The 14,426-nt window shown below is 74.5% G+C and carries 13 protein-coding genes and 1 pseudogene; 1 reads left to right on the top strand and 13 read right to left on the bottom strand.

Translation table 11 applies throughout. The annotated features are described in order from the left end of the window. Window positions 1–132: 132 nt before the first annotated feature. From ACIPXM_RS23490 to bldG, 6 genes are all read right to left on the bottom strand, one after another. A complete protein-coding gene (locus ACIPXM_RS23490; RefSeq protein ID WP_401658516.1) occupies window positions 133–330 on the bottom strand; it encodes a hypothetical protein in 198 nt (65 codons plus the stop codon). Window positions 331–636: 306 nt separating this feature from the next. Further along, on the bottom strand, window positions 637–2,238 hold the full coding sequence (locus ACIPXM_RS23485; RefSeq protein WP_401658436.1) for a methyltransferase: 1,602 nt from the start codon (window positions 2,236–2,238) through the stop codon (window positions 637–639). A 108-nt stretch (window positions 2,239–2,346) separates the two neighbouring features. Then, complete coding sequence (locus ACIPXM_RS23480; RefSeq protein WP_401658433.1) at window positions 2,347–2,979, bottom strand: small secreted protein; 633 nt, start codon at window positions 2,977–2,979, stop codon at window positions 2,347–2,349. Window positions 2,980–3,168: 189 nt separating this feature from the next. Further along, window positions 3,169–5,535 carry a sodium-translocating pyrophosphatase gene (locus ACIPXM_RS23475; protein WP_401658430.1) on the bottom strand — a complete coding sequence of 789 codons (2,367 nt, stop codon included), beginning with the start codon at window positions 5,533–5,535 and terminating at the stop codon, window positions 3,169–3,171. A gap of 238 nt (window positions 5,536–5,773) precedes the next feature. After that, entirely contained in the window at window positions 5,774–6,232 is a 459-nt protein-coding gene (locus ACIPXM_RS23470) for an ATP-binding protein (RefSeq protein ID WP_401658427.1), read from the bottom strand. A 50-nt stretch (window positions 6,233–6,282) separates the two neighbouring features. Beyond that, window positions 6,283–6,636: an anti-sigma factor antagonist BldG gene (bldG, locus tag ACIPXM_RS23465; protein ID WP_401658424.1), complete on the bottom strand. Its 354-nt coding sequence runs from the start codon at window positions 6,634–6,636 to the stop codon at window positions 6,283–6,285. A gap of 80 nt (window positions 6,637–6,716) precedes the next feature. On the opposite strand from bldG, the gene ACIPXM_RS23460 reads away from it, so the two are divergent. Beyond that, the gene (locus ACIPXM_RS23460) at window positions 6,717–9,188 is read left to right on the top strand and encodes a DEAD/DEAH box helicase (protein ID WP_401658422.1); all 2,472 of its coding nucleotides are present in this window, start codon (window positions 6,717–6,719) and stop codon (window positions 9,186–9,188) included. Between the two features lie 111 nt (window positions 9,189–9,299). Here ACIPXM_RS23460 and ACIPXM_RS23455 read toward each other — a convergent pair. The 7 genes and pseudogenes from ACIPXM_RS23455 to ssd all read right to left on the bottom strand — a co-directional run. Then, window positions 9,300–9,587: pseudogene (locus ACIPXM_RS23455) on the bottom strand (Rv3654c family TadE-like protein); the annotation flags it as partial. Beyond that, window positions 9,584–9,940 carry a TadE family type IV pilus minor pilin gene (locus ACIPXM_RS23450; protein ID WP_401658419.1) on the bottom strand — a complete coding sequence of 119 codons (357 nt, stop codon included), beginning with the start codon at window positions 9,938–9,940 and terminating at the stop codon, window positions 9,584–9,586. The gene ACIPXM_RS23450 and the pseudogene ACIPXM_RS23455, both read right to left, overlap by 4 nt. Next, window positions 9,927–10,064 carry a DUF4244 domain-containing protein gene (locus tag ACIPXM_RS23445; protein WP_401658513.1) on the bottom strand — a complete coding sequence of 46 codons (138 nt, stop codon included), beginning with the start codon at window positions 10,062–10,064 and terminating at the stop codon, window positions 9,927–9,929. The genes ACIPXM_RS23450 and ACIPXM_RS23445 overlap by 14 nt, the downstream gene beginning before the upstream one ends. A 266-nt stretch (window positions 10,065–10,330) precedes the next feature. Continuing rightward, a complete protein-coding gene (locus tag ACIPXM_RS23440; protein ID WP_401658417.1) occupies window positions 10,331–11,098 on the bottom strand; it encodes a type II secretion system F family protein in 768 nt (255 codons plus the stop codon). Then, on the bottom strand, window positions 11,095–11,973 hold the full coding sequence (locus ACIPXM_RS23435) for a type II secretion system F family protein (protein WP_401658414.1): 879 nt from the start codon (window positions 11,971–11,973) through the stop codon (window positions 11,095–11,097). Before ACIPXM_RS23435 ends, ACIPXM_RS23440 begins: the two co-directional genes overlap by 4 nt. After that, complete coding sequence (locus ACIPXM_RS23430; protein ID WP_401658412.1) at window positions 11,970–13,124, bottom strand: TadA family conjugal transfer-associated ATPase; 1,155 nt, start codon at window positions 13,122–13,124, stop codon at window positions 11,970–11,972. The genes ACIPXM_RS23435 and ACIPXM_RS23430 overlap by 4 nt, the downstream gene beginning before the upstream one ends. Continuing rightward, the gene (ssd, locus tag ACIPXM_RS23425; protein ID WP_401658410.1) at window positions 13,121–14,242 is read right to left on the bottom strand and encodes a septum site-determining protein Ssd; all 1,122 of its coding nucleotides are present in this window, start codon (window positions 14,240–14,242) and stop codon (window positions 13,121–13,123) included. The genes ACIPXM_RS23430 and ssd overlap by 4 nt, the downstream gene beginning before the upstream one ends. Between the last annotated feature and the right edge of the window lie 184 nt (window positions 14,243–14,426).

Genomic DNA, 14,426 nt, shown 5'->3' with positions numbered 1-14,426 from the left:
CGCTGCGGAGTGTGACGGTACAACCCGCCCCCGTGTCAAACGGCGAAAGCCCGCAACGGCCACTCGAACGGTAACCCGACTTCTCCCCTTCCTGCCGCCCGGACTGCCGGACGGGTCGACGGGACCGTCAGGTCACAGCCGTCCGAAGCACCAGATCCCGAGGGCCGTGAAGAGCACGCCGAACAGGGTGGCGAGGGTGGCGGCGGCCCTCGGCGCGACGCCGAGCGCGACCGGCTCGCCCTGTCGCACCCGGACCCCCGTCCAGACCAGCAAGGCGGCTCCGAACAGCGTGAACGCCGCTCCCGCGAAGATCGCCGGACCCGTTTCCATGCCCGTACCCCGTTCCGTCGCCGCCGTCCTGCCGCCGTCCCGGCGGCCCTCGGCCGCGGCCTCCCGGCCGCCACGGCCGAGGGTGGCACCACCCGGCGTCAGCGGGGCGAATTCGCGGTGAACGACGTGATCGATCCGGAACGGTTTCACGAGGATGGCCGGTACTGTCGCTTTCCTTCCGGGGTAGCGCCCGATTCCTTTCGGTTCCTGTTCCTTTCGGTTCCTGCCGGACGTTTTCGTTTTCCGTCAGAAGCGATCGGCCACGGGGGAGGCCGGCGCGCGGGACCGGTCAGTCCGCGGGGGCGGTCAGCCCACCGCGCCCCCAGGGGCTTCGGCGCCCCCGGCGCCGGCCGGGGTCAGGAAGCCCTCCTCCACGAGCAGCCGGATGGCCTGCGGCGTACGGTCCCGCAGGGCCACCGGGTCCTCGCCGGTGAGCTGGCCGATCGCGTCCAGGATCCGCCCGGCGCTCAGCGTGCCGTCGCAGACCCCGGCGAACCCGGCGGCCACGTGGTCGACCCGGGTGGCCCGGCGCATCCCCCGGTTCTGCCGCAGCAGCACATGCTCGGGGTCCTCGGCACCGGGCAGGCCGACCTGCTCCTGCACGACCTCGGGGGCGAGCACGAAACGGTCCGCGAGCAGGGCCGCGTCGTCCCGCTCCCGCAGGTAGTCCTGGCGCTCGAAGTGGGCGCGCACGGTGTCGCCGAGCGGCTGCTCGACCGGGTGCGGCCACTCCTCGACGACGACCGAAGCCGGTACGGCGCCGGAGGCGACGGCCGCGCTCCGGCGCAGCGTGATCCAGCCGAAGCCGATCGCCTTGGTGCCGCGCTCCTCGAACTCGTCGAGCCAGCGCCCGTACGCCTCGCGGTACGCGTCCGGGTCGCCGCGGTGGTCGCCGCTGTCGCGCAGCCACAGCTCGGTGTACTGGGTGACGTCCTGGACCTCGCGCTGCACGATCCAGGCATCGCAGCCCGTCGGCACCCAGGAGCGCAGCCGGTCCTGCCAGTCCTCGCCGTCGACGTGCTGCCAGTTGGCGAGGAACTGGGCGTATCCCCCGTCGTTGAGCCGGTCCCCGGCCTGCCGGACGAGCGCGCGGCACAGGTCGTCGCCCGCCATCCCGCCGTCCCGGTAGGTGAGTCCGGCGCCGGGCGAGATCACGAACGGCGGGTTGGAGACGACCAGGTCGTACGTGTCGCCGTCGACCGGCTCGAAGAGCGAGCCCTGGAGCAGCTCGGCCTCGCGCGCGCCGGACAGGGCGAGGGTGAGCCGGGTGAAGTCGAGGGCCCGCGGGTTGAGGTCGGTGGCGGTGACCAGGGTGGCGTGCTGCGCGGCGTGCAGCGCCTGGATCCCGGAGCCGGTGCCGAGGTCGAGGGCGGTGGCGACGGGGGTGCGGACGGTGATCCCGGCGAGCGTGGTGGAGGCGCCGCCGACGCCGAGGACGACACCCTCGTCCTTCTTCCCGATGCCACCGGCCCCGCCGACGGCGCAGCCGAGGTCGGAGACGATGAACCAGTCCTCGCCGTCCGGGCCGCCGTACGGCCGGACGTCGACCGTGGCCCGTACGACCGCGTGCGAACCCGTACTCGTGCCCTCGGCGTCTTCGACGTCGGTCGTCAACCAGCCGTCGGCGAGCGCCTCGTCCAGCGGCAGCGCGGCGGCGGCCCGGGCGGCCGGGACGTCCTGCTGGAGCAGGAACAGCCGGACCAGGGTCTCCACCGGGGAGTCCCCGCGGGTGGCCCGCAGGGCGGGCACGGTCTCGCTGCGGGCGAGGGCGGCGTACGCCTGCGCGCCGAGCAGGTCGAGCAGGCCGTCGGCGGTGAAGTCGGCGGCGAGCAGGGCCTCGCGCAGTCGGGCGGCGTGCGTGGGCACCGGAAGGCTGGGGATCGTGCTGGTCGTACTCACACACCCCATTGTGACGGCCGCCACCGACAACGCCCGCATCCGGCACCACCGGAGCGCCGGGCGAGGCGAGGTGGTGCCGGGGGGACGGCCGGGAGCCGGGGCCGGAGCCCCGGGGGCCTACTCCTCGCTCTTCGCCGAGGCGGACGGCTTGGCGTCCGGCTTGGCGTCCGGCGCCCCGGCCTTCGGGGACGCGCTCGGCGGTACGGACGCCTTCGGCGTCTGGCAGCCGGGCTGCTTGGCCATGGCCGAACCCAGCTCGCCCGCCTGGAGCTTGGCGACGGCGTCCTGGTCCATGTTCTGGATCTTCGCCAGGTTGTCCGAGACGACCTTGAGCCCGTCGGCGAACTTCTGCTGGTTGCCGGTGTCGAGCGCGTCGACCTGCTTCTTCAGGCCGTCGTAGGCCACCGCGGTCGCGTTCAGCTCCTTGACGGCGTCCTGCTGCACCTTCTCGCCGTTGTCGACGGGCGGCGCGCCCGCGCCCTCGACGGCCTTGGCGAGCGCGCGGTCGGCGTCGGCGATGTCCTGGAACGCCTTCGAGTCGGCGGCCTTGATGGTCACCGGCTTGCTGTCCGCGGCCGTGGAGATGATCAGCTGGTTGGCGTTGGCCCGCTTCTGGATCTGCGGCTGTGCCTGGTCGCAGAAGGTCTTGGCCCAGTCGTTGACCTTGTCGCTCTTGTCGTCGCTGCAACCGGACAGCACGAGCACCAGTACCGCGCCGCCGGACAGTGCGGCCGCAAGCTTCTTGTTCACCGGATCGGTCCCTTCCAAGGCTCTCGGCCCCGGAACATACACGCCGGACGGCGGAGATCCACCGATCGGTCGACCGATTCATCCGATATTGAAGCCGTTTGCACCAAGGAGACAGGGGCGGACGTCACGTCAGAACGCGACGACCGCCCTCACTTTGACGATGCCTCATCAAACGTCCGGCGCGCCGGACTACGACGTCACCGCCGCGCCCTTCGAAGAACCGTCGCGCTCCGCCGCCCCGCCGTCCCCGTCGTCCCCGACGGCCACCGAGCGCCGCTTGGAGACCCGTACGGCCACCACGATCACGGCCAGGGCGAGCACCGCGACCAGGGCGCGCAGCCAGGCGCTGGCGTCTTCCCCGTAGCTGAACTGCACGACCGCCGGGGCGATCAGCAGCGCCACCAGGTTCATCACCTTGAGCAGCGGGTTGATCGCGGGCCCCGCGGTGTCCTTGAAGGGGTCGCCGACGGTGTCGCCGATGACGGTCGCGGCGTGCGCGTCGCTGCCCTTGCCGCCATGGTGCCCGTCCTCGACCAGCTTCTTGGCGTTGTCCCAGGCGCCACCGGAGTTGGCGAGGAAGACCGCCATCAGCGCGCCGGTGCCGATGGCGCCGGCGAGGTACGAGCCGAGCGCGCCGACGCCGAGGGTGAAGCCGACCGCGATCGGGGCGAGGACGGCGAGCAGTCCGGGCGTGGCGAGTTCGCGCAGCGCGTCCTTGGTGCAGATGTCGACGACCCGTCCGTACTCGGGTTTCTCGCTGTAGTCCATGATCCCGGGGTGCTCGCGGAACTGCCGCCGCACCTCGTACACCACCGAACCAACCGACCGGGAGACCGCGTTGATGGCGAGTCCGGAGAACAGGAACACGACGGCGGCGCCGAGGATCATGCCGAACAGGTTGTTGGGCTGGGAGATGTCCATGGAGAGGTTCATCCCGCCCGCCTTGGCGCCGACGTCGGCGACGGCGGTCGCGATGGCGTCCCGGTAGGAGCCGAAGAGCGCGGAGGCCGCGAGGACGGCGGTGGCGATGGCGATGCCCTTGGTGATCGCCTTGGTGGTGTTGCCGACGGCGTCGAGGTCGGTGAGCACCTGCGCGCCCGCGCCCTGCACGTCGCCGGACATCTCGGCGATGCCCTGGGCGTTGTCGGACACCGGGCCGAAGGTGTCCATGGCGACGATCACGCCGACGGTGGTGAGCAGTCCGGTGCCCGCCAGGGCGACCGCGAACAGCGCCAGCATGATCGAGGCGCCGCCGAGCAGGAACGCCCCGTAGACGGCGAGGCCGATGAGGAGCGCGGTGTAGACGGCGGACTCCAGGCCGATGGAGATCCCGGCGAGGACGACGGTGGCGGGGCCGGTCAGCGAGGACTTGCCGATGTCCCGGACGGGGCGCCGGCCGGTCTCGGTGAAGTAGCCGGTGAGCTGCTGGATCAGCGCGGCCAGCACGATGCCGATGGCGACGGCGACGAGCGCGAGGATCCGCGGGTCGCCCTGGTGGGTGGGGATGCCGGGCTCGGTGACGCCCTTGAGGTCGGCGTAGGAGGACGGGAGGTAGGCGAAGACGGCCGCGGCGACCAGCGCCAGCGAGATCAGCGCGGAGAGGAAGAAACCGCGGTTGATGGCGCTCATCCCGCTGCGGTCGGCGCGCCGCGGGGCGACCGCGAAGATGCCGATCATCGCGGTGACCACGCCGATCGCCGGGACGATCAGGGGGAAGGCGAGGCCGAGGTCGCCGAAGGCGGCCTTGCCGAGGATCAGGGCGGCGACGAGCGTGACGGCGTACGACTCGAAGAGGTCGGCGGCCATTCCGGCGCAGTCGCCGACGTTGTCGCCCACGTTGTCGGCGATGGTGGCGGCGTTGCGCGGGTCGTCCTCGGGGATGCCCTGCTCGACCTTGCCGACCAGGTCGGCACCCACGTCGGCGGCCTTGGTGAAGATGCCGCCGCCGACCCTCATGAACATGGCGATGAGCGCGGCGCCGAGGCCGAAACCCTCCAGGACCTTGGGGGCGTCGGCGGCGTAGACGAGCACCACGCAGGAGGCCCCGAGCAGGCCGAGGCCGACGGTGAACATGCCGACCACGCCACCGGTGCGGAAGGCGATCTTCATGGCCTTGTGGGAGACGTCGGTCAGGTCCCGCTCCGGCTCCCCCTCGGCCGGGGTGGCCTCGCGGGCCGCGGCGGCGACGCGCACGTTCGCGCGTACGGCGAGCCGCATGCCGACATATCCGGTGACCGCCGAGAAAAGCGCGCCCACCAGGAAGAACAAGGAACGTCCCGCGCGCTGCGCCCAGGTGTCGGCGGGCAGCAGGAACAGCAGGAAGAACACGACGACGGCGAAAACGCCGAGGGTGCGCAGTTGCCGGGCGAGATAGGCGTTCGCGCCTTCCTGCACGGCGGCCGCGATCTCTTTCATCTTCTCGGTGCCCTCACCGGCCGCAAGGACCTGCCGGACGAGGAGCTGGGCGACCAGCAGCGCCGCCAGCGCCACGGCCGCGACGACGACCACGATCACCCGGTTCTCCTGAGTGAGCACCGCGGCTGCGAGACCCGCCATTCCGTCCTCCTTGACGTTGCAGGGTCAAGACAAGGCGGATTGTAAGGAGGGAAACCTGATCAAAACAGGGCGCCGCAATGGGAATTCCCGAATACCTCACAAGTACCGCCGAATGCGGTAATGGCCACAAAGCATTCATGCCGGGCGGAGTCCCGGCCGGAAGTCCTGGCCGGAGGGTCTCCCCGGGCAAGAAAAAAGAGGCCCTGCGGATGCAGGGCCTCTTCTCGTGTTCGGGAGGTCAGGCGAGCGGGGCGTCCGGGTTGGCGGGCCAGCTCATCCTGATGGTGCCGCCGTCCTCGCCGGCGCTCACCTCGACGTCGTCGACGAGTCCGCGGATCACGGCGAGACCCATCTCGTCCTCGCCGTCGGCGTCGTCGAAGTCCTCGGCGGGCGCGGCGTCCCGCGCGCCGGGCACCCCGGCGGCGTCGGCCGCCGCCACACCCGCGCCCGGCACCTCGTCGCCGACCTCGATGGAGAAGGTCTTCTCCTCCTCGGTCAGCACGACCCGGACGGGGGTGGTGACCCCGTTGCTGCGGTGCAGCCCGACCGCACGCGAACACGCCTCGCCGACGGCGAGCCGGACCTCGTCGAGGACCGCCTCGTCGACCCCGGCCCGCCGTGCGACGGCCGCGGCCACCAGCCGGGCCGTGCGCACATGCTCGGGCTGGGCGCTGAAGAGGAGTTCAACGGTCGCCATGCGATCCCCCTGGGATTGTCGAGGCTGCTCGGGACGAGAGGCGGGTGGCCTCAGTCCTTCGCGTTGACGGCCTCTTCGACCGAGGTGTGGATCGGGAACACCTTGGTGAGTCCGGTGATCCGGAAAATCTTCAGGATGCGCTCCTGGTTGCAGACGAGACGCAGCGATCCCTCGTGCGCGCGGACGCGCTTCAGGCCGCCCACGAGCACGCCGAGGCCGGTCGAGTCGAGGAAGTCCACGCCTTCCATGTCGACGACCAGGTGGTAGCTGCCGTCGTTCACCAACTCGACCAACTGCTCGCGCAGCTTGGGCGCGGTATACACATCAATCTCGCCGCCGACCTCGACGACCGTACGGTCGCCGTCGGGGCCAGGCACAGTGCGAGTCGACAGAGACAGGTCCACGGGTCCTCCAGCACCTAGCTATCGAGCGGCCGTCCCTCGGGACTCCCGTTGCGGAGCCACGGGACGGATTGCCGGCCGCGATGGCATTCAATCACTTACCCACAGGCGTGCACGACGCCTTGAGAGCATTGTCCGTCACGGCGGTGACACACTCGGAGCCGATGGCCATGGATCACCACCCCAGCAGACCCGCCGGGGGAACGGGCAGCCGCCCGTCTCCCGGTGAGGTCCTCGACCGGCTCTCGCGGGGCGAGAGCCGGGCCTCGCGCATCACTCATACGGAGCATCTGCCCGCCCGGGAGGGCAGCCATGCCGTCTGGCCGCACCGGGTCCGTCCCGAGGTGATCGCGGCCATCCAGCGGGCCGGGATCGAGCATCCCTGGACCCATCAGGCGGAGGCCGCCGAGCACGCGCTGGACGGCACCTCAGTGGTGATCGCCACAGGAACCGCCTCGGGCAAGTCGCTGGCCTATCTCACCCCCGTCCTGTCCACCCTGCTCGACGGCTCCGAGGCCGCCAACGGGCGCGGCGCCACCGCCCTGTACCTGGCACCCACCAAGGCCCTCGCCGCCGACCAGCGGCGCGCCGTGCGCGAACTGGCCGCCCCGCTCGGCAACCGGATCCGGCCCGCCGTCTACGACGGCGACACCCCGGTCGAGGAGCGGGAGTGGGTGCGCCAGTACGCGAACTACGTGCTGACCAACCCCGACATGCTGCACCGGGGCATCCTGCCGTCCCACCCCCGCTGGTCCTCCTTCCTGCGCGCGCTGCGCTATGTCGTCGTGGACGAGTGCCACACCTACCGGGGCGTCTTCGGCTCGCACGTCGCCCAGGTGCTGCGCCGCCTGCGCCGGATCTGTGCCCGGTACGGCTCCGAGCCGGTGTTCCTGCTCGCCTCGGCGACCTCCGCGGAACCGGCGCTCGCCGCGGGCCGGCTCACCGGCCTGCCGGTCACCGAGGTCTCCGACGACGCCTCCCCGCGCGGCGAACTGGTCTTCGCCCTGTGGGAGCCGCCGCTGACCGAGCTGCACGGCGAGCAGGGCGCCCCGGTCCGCCGCACCGCCACCGCCGAGACCGCCGACCTGCTGACCGACCTCACCGTGCAGGGCGTCCGCTCGGTCGCCTTCGTACGCTCCCGGCGCGGCGCCGAACTGATCTCGGTGATCGCCCAGGAACGGCTCGCCGAGGTCGACCGCTCGCTCGCCCGCCGGGTCGCCGCCTACCGGGGCGGTTATCTCCCGGAGGAGCGCCGCGCCCTGGAGCGGGCCCTGCACTCCGGCGAACTCCTCGGCCTCGCCGCGACCACCGCCCTGGAACTGGGCGTGGACGTGTCCGGTCTGGGCGCCGTGGTCATCGCGGGCTATCCGGGCACCCGGGCGTCGCTGTGGCAGCAGGCGGGCCGGGCCGGGCGCTCCGGCGAGGGCGCGCTGGCCGTCCTGGTGGCCCGGGACGACCCGCTGGACACCTTCCTGGTGCACCACCCGGAGGCGGTCTTCCAGCAGCCGGTGGAGTCCACCGTCCTGGACCCCGACAACCCGTACGTCCTCGCCCCGCATCTGTGCGCGGCCGCCGCCGAGCTGCCGCTGACCGACTCGGATCTGGCCCTGTTCGGCCCGGCCGTGCCCGAGCTGCTGCCGCAGCTGGAGTCCGCCGGGCTGCTGCGGCGCCGCTCCACCGGCTGGTACTGGACCCGCCGGGAGCGGGCCGCCGACCTCACCGACATCCGGGGCGGCGGCGGGAACCCGGTCCGGATCGTCGAGTCCGGCACCGGCCGGCTGCTCGGCACGGTCGACGAGGCGGCCTCCCACACCGCCGTCCACGAGGGCGCCGTCCACCTCCACCAGGGCCGCACGTATCTGGTCCGCGAGCTCGACCTGAAGGAGTCCGTGGCCCTGGTCGAGGAGGCGAACCCGCCCTACTCGACCACCGCCCGGGACACCACGGCGATCTCCGTGCTGTCCACGGACACCGAGGTCCCGTGGGGGGCAGGGCGGCTCTGCTACGGGTCCGTCGAGGTCACCAACCAGGTCGTCTCCTTCCTCCGGCGCCGGCTGATCACCGGTGAGGTGCTGGGCGAGACCAAGCTCGATCTGCCGCCCCGGACGCTGCGCACCCGCGCGGTGTGGTGGACGGTCACCGAGGACCAGCTCGACGCCGCCCGGATCAACCCGGAGATCCTCGGCGGCGCCCTGCACGCCGCCGAGCACGCCTCCATCGGCATGCTGCCGCTGTTCGCCACCTGCGACCGCTGGGACATCGGCGGCGTCTCCGTGCCGCTGCACCCCGACACCCTGCTGCCGACCGTCTTCGTCTACGACGGGCATCCCGGCGGCGCGGGCTTCGCCGAACGCGCCTTCCACACCGCCCGTGCCTGGCTCACCGCCACCCGGGAGGCCATCGCCGCCTGCGAGTGCGACTCCGGCTGCCCGTCCTGCATCCAGTCCCCCAAGTGCGGCAACGGCAACGACCCGCTGCACAAGCGCGGCGCCGTCCGGCTGCTCGGCGAGCTCCTCAAGGGCGCCGAGGAGATCCCGGAACCTGCCGGGTCCTGACGCCTGCCCGGGGCCTGGGCCGGTGCCGGGGCCTGGACCGGGCACCGGCGGCGGTCCGGCGCGGGCCCGGACCTCCGGGGACCAGGGGGCGCCGCCACCGGCCCGCGCGGTGACGTCGGCGATGCCCCCGTCGACCCGGCAGCGCACCAGGGTAGCGCCCTGGGCGGCGGCGACCCGCGCGGCGGCGGCGCAGGCGTCCCGCTCGCCCCACAGCGCCCGGTCGGCCGCGGCGAGGGCGGCCAGATCGGCCGCCGAACCCGCCCGGTGCCGGGCGGCCACCGCCTGACCAAGGGCGAGGACCAGCGCGAACACCGCGCACAGGGCGCAGGCGGCGACCGCCGTCCACACCGTGGCCACCCCTCGCTCGCCCCGCCCGGCGACGTGCCGCGGCCCGCTCATGGCAGCGGCTCCCCCACCGTGTCCTCGGCCAGCGCCGCCGCCCCGGCCCGCAGGGTCAGCCCCAGTCCGCCGGGCCCGGGCGCGGCGGCCCGGACGGTGACCCGCCACAGCTCGCCGTCCCGGACCACGGCGACCGTGGCGCCCGGCGGGGCGGCCGCCCGGGCCACCGCCTCGGCGTCGGCCACCGGCTCGGAACGGGCCGCGGCCCGTGCGCCGGCCCGGGCCGCGTCCACGCACCGGATCTGCGCCGCGGCGGCGGCGAGGCCCCACAGCAGCACCGCCGTGAACAGCACCAGGGCGGGCAGCGCGACGGCGGCCTCCGCCGTCACCGAGCCACGGTCAGAACGGCGCATCGAGGGCCCTCCCGATCACCGACTCGAGCGCCTTCGACACCGTGCCGCTGGTCAGCACCTTGTAGAGCACCGCGGCGAAGGCCGCGGCGGCGATGGTGCCCATCGCGTACTCCGTGGTGCTCATCCCCGCGTCGCGCCGGGACCCGGCGATCCGGGCCCGCCACCACGCGCGCGGAGAAAACCCGCACTGTGTCACCTTCGCCGCCGTCGCCGTCAGCCTCGGCCTCGTCGTCGGCTTCGTCGTCGGCTTCGGCTTCGTCGTCGTACCTGCCATCGCATGCCTCCCGAACTCTCGTGGATCCCCCGGGAATCCCGTGAATCCCTGTCATGGCGTGTCCTGTCGTGCGTCTCGCGGCGGACCGTGCATGGGCGGCCCGCTGACCGGCCTTCTCACCGGCCGCCGCCGAGCAGACCGCTCGCCAGGCCGATCACCACCGGTGCCACCCCCACCGCCAGGAAGGCGGGCAGGAAGCACAGGCCGACCGGTGCGGTGATGAGGACCTGGGCGCGCTGGGCCCGGGCCGCCGCCGCGCGGGCGCGGGCGGACCGCAGGCCCTCCGCGTGCCGGGCCACGGCCTCGGCGGCCGGTGCCCCGGAGGAGGCGGCCCGCTCCAGACAGCGGGCCAGCCCCTCGGCACCCGGTATCTCGCCGAACCTCCGCCACACCTCGGCCGGTTCGCCGCCGAGCCGCAGTTCGGCGGCGGTACGGAGCAGCCGGTCGCCGACCGGTCCGCCGAGGGACCGACCGACCGCCTCCGCCGACTCCCCGGGTCCGGCCCCGGCCGAGGCGCACGCCGCCAACAGATCGGCCGCCAGCGGCAGCTGACCGCTCGTCGACCTGGTCTCCCCGTCCGCCGGGGCCACGGGCCGCCCGGCCCGCCACCGGTGGATCGCCCAGGCCGTGCCCGCCCCGCCGAGCAGCCCCGGCAGGCCGCCGACCAGCGCCCAGCAGGCCAGGCCCGCCAGGCCCGGCACGCCCCAGGCCCGCGGCCCGGCGGGAAGTCCCGGCCAGCGACGGCGGGGCCCGGGCGGCCTGTCCACGGCCAGCAGCCGCGCCGAACGCCGCCGGGCCCGCCCGGCCGCGCGCCGGTCGACGACCAGCAGTCCGGCCGCGAACAGGGCACCGAGCGCCGCGATAAGCACCGGTGTCCCGGTCATGGCCGCTCCCCCGCCCGCACGATCCGGGCCGCCCACCACAGCCCCAGGGCCTCCAGGGCCCCGCCGACGGCCGCGCAGCCGAGCCCGGCCGGGGTGTGCAGCAGCACCCGCAGCGGCCGGGCGCCCAGCGCCGCGCCGAGGCCGAGTCCGGCGACCGGCAGGACCGCGAGGACGGCGACCGTCGCCCAGGCTCCGGCCAATTGGGCCCGCAACCGCTCCCGCTGGTCCCGGTGGGCCCGTAACGCCGCCTCCAGACGGTCGAGTCCTGCCGCGAGACCGGCGCCGCCGTCGACCGCGACCTGCCAGCAGGCGGCGAGACCGGCGAGACCGTCGGCACCGTCCTGGCGGGCCGCCCGGCGCAGTTCCTCCGGCACGTCGCCGCCGAAGCGGGCCGCCGCGAGGACCGCCGGCTCCTGTGCGCCGAGCGCGCCGGTCGTGCGGGCCGCGAAGGCGAGCGCCTGGGCGGGCTGCCACCCGGCCCGCAGCTCCCCGGCGACCGCCCCGCACAGCGCGACCACCCGGTCGGCGCGCGCCTCCCGCTCCCGCCGGGCGAGGGCCGCCTTCCGTGCCCGGCCGACCAGCGGCACCGCGACGGCTCCGGCGAGCAGCGGCAGCGGGGACGACCCGAGGACCGCGACCACGGCCGCAACCGGCAGGCACAGCCACTCGCGGCGGCCCCGCACCCGCCGCCACCCGTCGCGTGCGAACGCGCCCCAGGGCGGCGCGGGATGGTCCGGTGCCAGCAGGACGGCCCGGATCCGGTGGGCGGTCCTGCGCCGTTCGGCCGTCCACCACAGGGCGAGCGTCGCGCACAGCGCCGCCGCGCCCTGCCCGGGAAGCCCGCCGACGGCCGTCACCGCGCCCGTCACCGTCATCGCTCGCCCCCGATCAGCGTCCGCAGCCGCGGCCAGCCGCGCTCCCGGTGGAAGCCGTCCGCCGCCCAGGTCAGGGCGGGCACCGTGACCACGAGCCCGGCCCGGTCCCGTTCGAGGACGTGCACCTCGGCGATCCGGCGCCGTCCAGAGCGGTCCCTGGCCAGCTGCAGCACCGCCGAGAGTCCGGCGCCCAACTGGCTGTGCAGCGCGGCCCGGTCCAGGCCGGCGGCCGTCCCCAGGGCCTCGAGCCGTGCGGGGACGTCCGCCGCCGCGTTGGCGTGGACCGTTCCGCAGCCGCCGTCATGGCCGGTGTTGAGAGCCGCGAGCAGGTCGACGGCCTCGGCGCCTCTGACCTCGCCGACCACCAGCCGGTCGGGCCGCATCCGCAGTGCCTGGCGCACCAGGTCCCGCAGCGTCACGAGCCCGGCGCCCTCCTGGTTCGGCGGGCGGGCCTCCAGGCGCACCACATGGGGGTGGTCCGGGCGGAGTTCGGCCGAGTCCTCGGCGATCACGATCCGCTCCCGCGCGCCGACCAGGCCGAGCAGGGTCGACAGCAGCGTCGTCTTGCCCGAGCCGGTGCCGCCGCTGACCAGGAAGGACACCCGGGCCTCGATCAGGGCCCGGAGCAGCGGGGCGCCGCCGGGCGGCACGGTGCCCGCGTCGGTCAGTTCCGCCAGGGAGAAGGCCCTCGGGCGCACCACCCGCAGCGAGAGGCAGGTCGAGCCGACCGCGACCGGCGGCAGTACGGCGTGCATCCGGGTGCCGTCCGGCAGCCGGGCGTCCACCCAGGGCCTGGCGTCGTCGAGCCGGCGGCCCGCGACCGCCGCGAGGCGCTGCGCGAGGCGCCGTACGGCCGCCGCGTCGGGGAAGGTCACCCCGGTCGGTTCGAGTCCCGCGCCCCGGTCGACCCAGACCCGGTCCGGTGCGCAGACCAGCACATCGGTGACGGCGGGGTCGGCGAGGAGTGGTTCGAGGGGGCCGGTGCCGACGAGTTCGCCGCGCAGTTCCTCGGCCGCGCCGAGCACTTCGGCGTCGCCGAGCAGCCGGCCCTGGGCCCGCAGGGCGGCCGCGACGCGGGCCGGGGTCGGTTCGGCGCCGCTCTCCGCGAGCCGTCGGCGCACCGCGTCGAGCAGCATCGGGCCGCCGCTCATGCCGCACGCTCCGGGGTGAGGGCGCGGTCCCAGAACGCGGCGCAGAACCGTGCGAGGCCGCTCCTGGGGTCGGCGCCCGGGGGTGGGGTGCCGTCCCCGGCGGTCGCGGGCCCGGCGTCGTACGGGAGTTCACCGGCGAGCGGGAGGCGGAGGGCGGCGGCGATCCATTCGTCGTCGAGTCCGGGGGCGTACGGTCCACGGACGACGGCGCGCAGGTCGGGCAGGACCGTGCCGACGGTCTCGGCCACCCGTCGGGCGGCGGCGACGGCGCGGAGTTCGCCGGGGACGACCAGGAGTCCGAGATCGAGCTGGGCGAGGGCTTCGGTGACGGCGCCGTCGTCGGCGGCGCGGGGCAGGTCGACCACGACGACCCCGCCGCGTCTGCGGGCGGCGGCGAGGACCGAGCGCATCGCCTCGGGCGGCACCCGGACCGGATCGCCCCGGTCCCAGCTCAGCACCCGAAGGCCGTGCGCCGAGGGCAGCGACTCCTCCAGGGCGACGCCCGCCACCCGGCCTTTGGAGGCGGCGAAGTCCGGCCAGCGCGGTCCGGCGGCCCGCTCGCCGCCGAGCAGCACGTCGAGTCCGCCGCCGAGCGGGTCGGCGTCGACGAGCAGGGTGCGCTGTCCGGCCCGGACGGCGGCGAGGGCCAGGGCGCAGGCGAGGGTGGAGGCTCCGGCGCCGCCCCGGCCGCCGATCACGCCGACGGTGCGGGCCTGGCGTCCGGCGCCTTCGACGGCGTCGGCGATCAGGTCCACCACCCGTCCCTCGTCGTCGGGCAGCACCAGGACGTCCTCCGCCCCGGCCCGCACGGCCCGCTGCCAGACCCCGGGATCGTCCGGCTCGCCGCCGACGAGCAGCACGCCCGGCCTGCGGGCGGCGCCGCGGCAGCGGTCGGCCACGTCGTCGCCGACGAGGACGAGCGGCGGATCGGTCCAGGCTGCCGGGCGCTCGGGCACGGCGTGGTGCACCTCGGGTTCGGCGCCCGCGGCGGCGCACAGCCGCAGCAGATCGTCGAGCAGCGCGATGTCCTCGGTCAGGATCAGCGGCCTGGCCGGGCCCGGACCGGGCCCCCGCTCCGTACCCCGGCCCCGCCTCGCGGACGTCTTCGATGCCTCCACGGCACACCCCTCACGTGATTCCTGCGGTTCGCGGACTTCGCGACCGGAATCACCGTGACGCCCTCTCGGAAATCACGGGGAGCACGCTCGAAAACTGTGGATAACCCGGCCCCTGTGAATAACTTCGCCACCCGATCCGGGGCTGTCCGGAGCGCAGCCCGGCGACTACGCTGAGTGACGAAAT

Origin of the sequence: Streptomyces sp. NPDC090025 (assembly GCF_044748125.1) — a bacterium.
In the GTDB taxonomy this organism is placed as follows: Bacteria; Actinomycetota; Actinomycetes; order Streptomycetales; family Streptomycetaceae; genus Streptomyces.
Note: the sequence above shows the minus strand (reverse complement) of the source record. Positions and strands in the feature narration are given on the sequence as shown.

Excerpts from the sequence above, each read along its gene's own strand:
- ACIPXM_RS23490 (WP_401658516.1), bottom strand. The coding sequence starts at position 330 with ATGGAAACGGGTCCGGCGATCTTCGCGGGAGCGGCGTTCACGCTGTTC.
- ACIPXM_RS23485 (WP_401658436.1), bottom strand. The coding sequence starts at position 2,238 with ATGGGGTGTGTGAGTACGACCAGCACGATCCCCAGCCTTCCGGTGCCC.
- ACIPXM_RS23475 (WP_401658430.1), bottom strand. The coding sequence starts at position 5,535 with ATGGCGGGTCTCGCAGCCGCGGTGCTCACTCAGGAGAACCGGGTGATC.
- ACIPXM_RS23470 (WP_401658427.1), bottom strand. The coding sequence starts at position 6,232 with ATGGCGACCGTTGAACTCCTCTTCAGCGCCCAGCCCGAGCATGTGCGC.
- ACIPXM_RS23460 (WP_401658422.1), top strand. The coding sequence starts at position 6,717 with ATGGCATTCAATCACTTACCCACAGGCGTGCACGACGCCTTGAGAGCA.
- ACIPXM_RS23450 (WP_401658419.1), bottom strand. The coding sequence starts at position 9,940 with ATGCGCCGTTCTGACCGTGGCTCGGTGACGGCGGAGGCCGCCGTCGCG.
- ACIPXM_RS23445 (WP_401658513.1), bottom strand. The coding sequence starts at position 10,064 with ATGAGCACCACGGAGTACGCGATGGGCACCATCGCCGCCGCGGCCTTC.
- ACIPXM_RS23440 (WP_401658417.1), bottom strand. The coding sequence starts at position 11,098 with ATGACCGGGACACCGGTGCTTATCGCGGCGCTCGGTGCCCTGTTCGCG.
- ACIPXM_RS23435 (WP_401658414.1), bottom strand. The coding sequence starts at position 11,973 with ATGACGGTGACGGGCGCGGTGACGGCCGTCGGCGGGCTTCCCGGGCAG.
- ACIPXM_RS23430 (WP_401658412.1), bottom strand. The coding sequence starts at position 13,124 with ATGAGCGGCGGCCCGATGCTGCTCGACGCGGTGCGCCGACGGCTCGCG.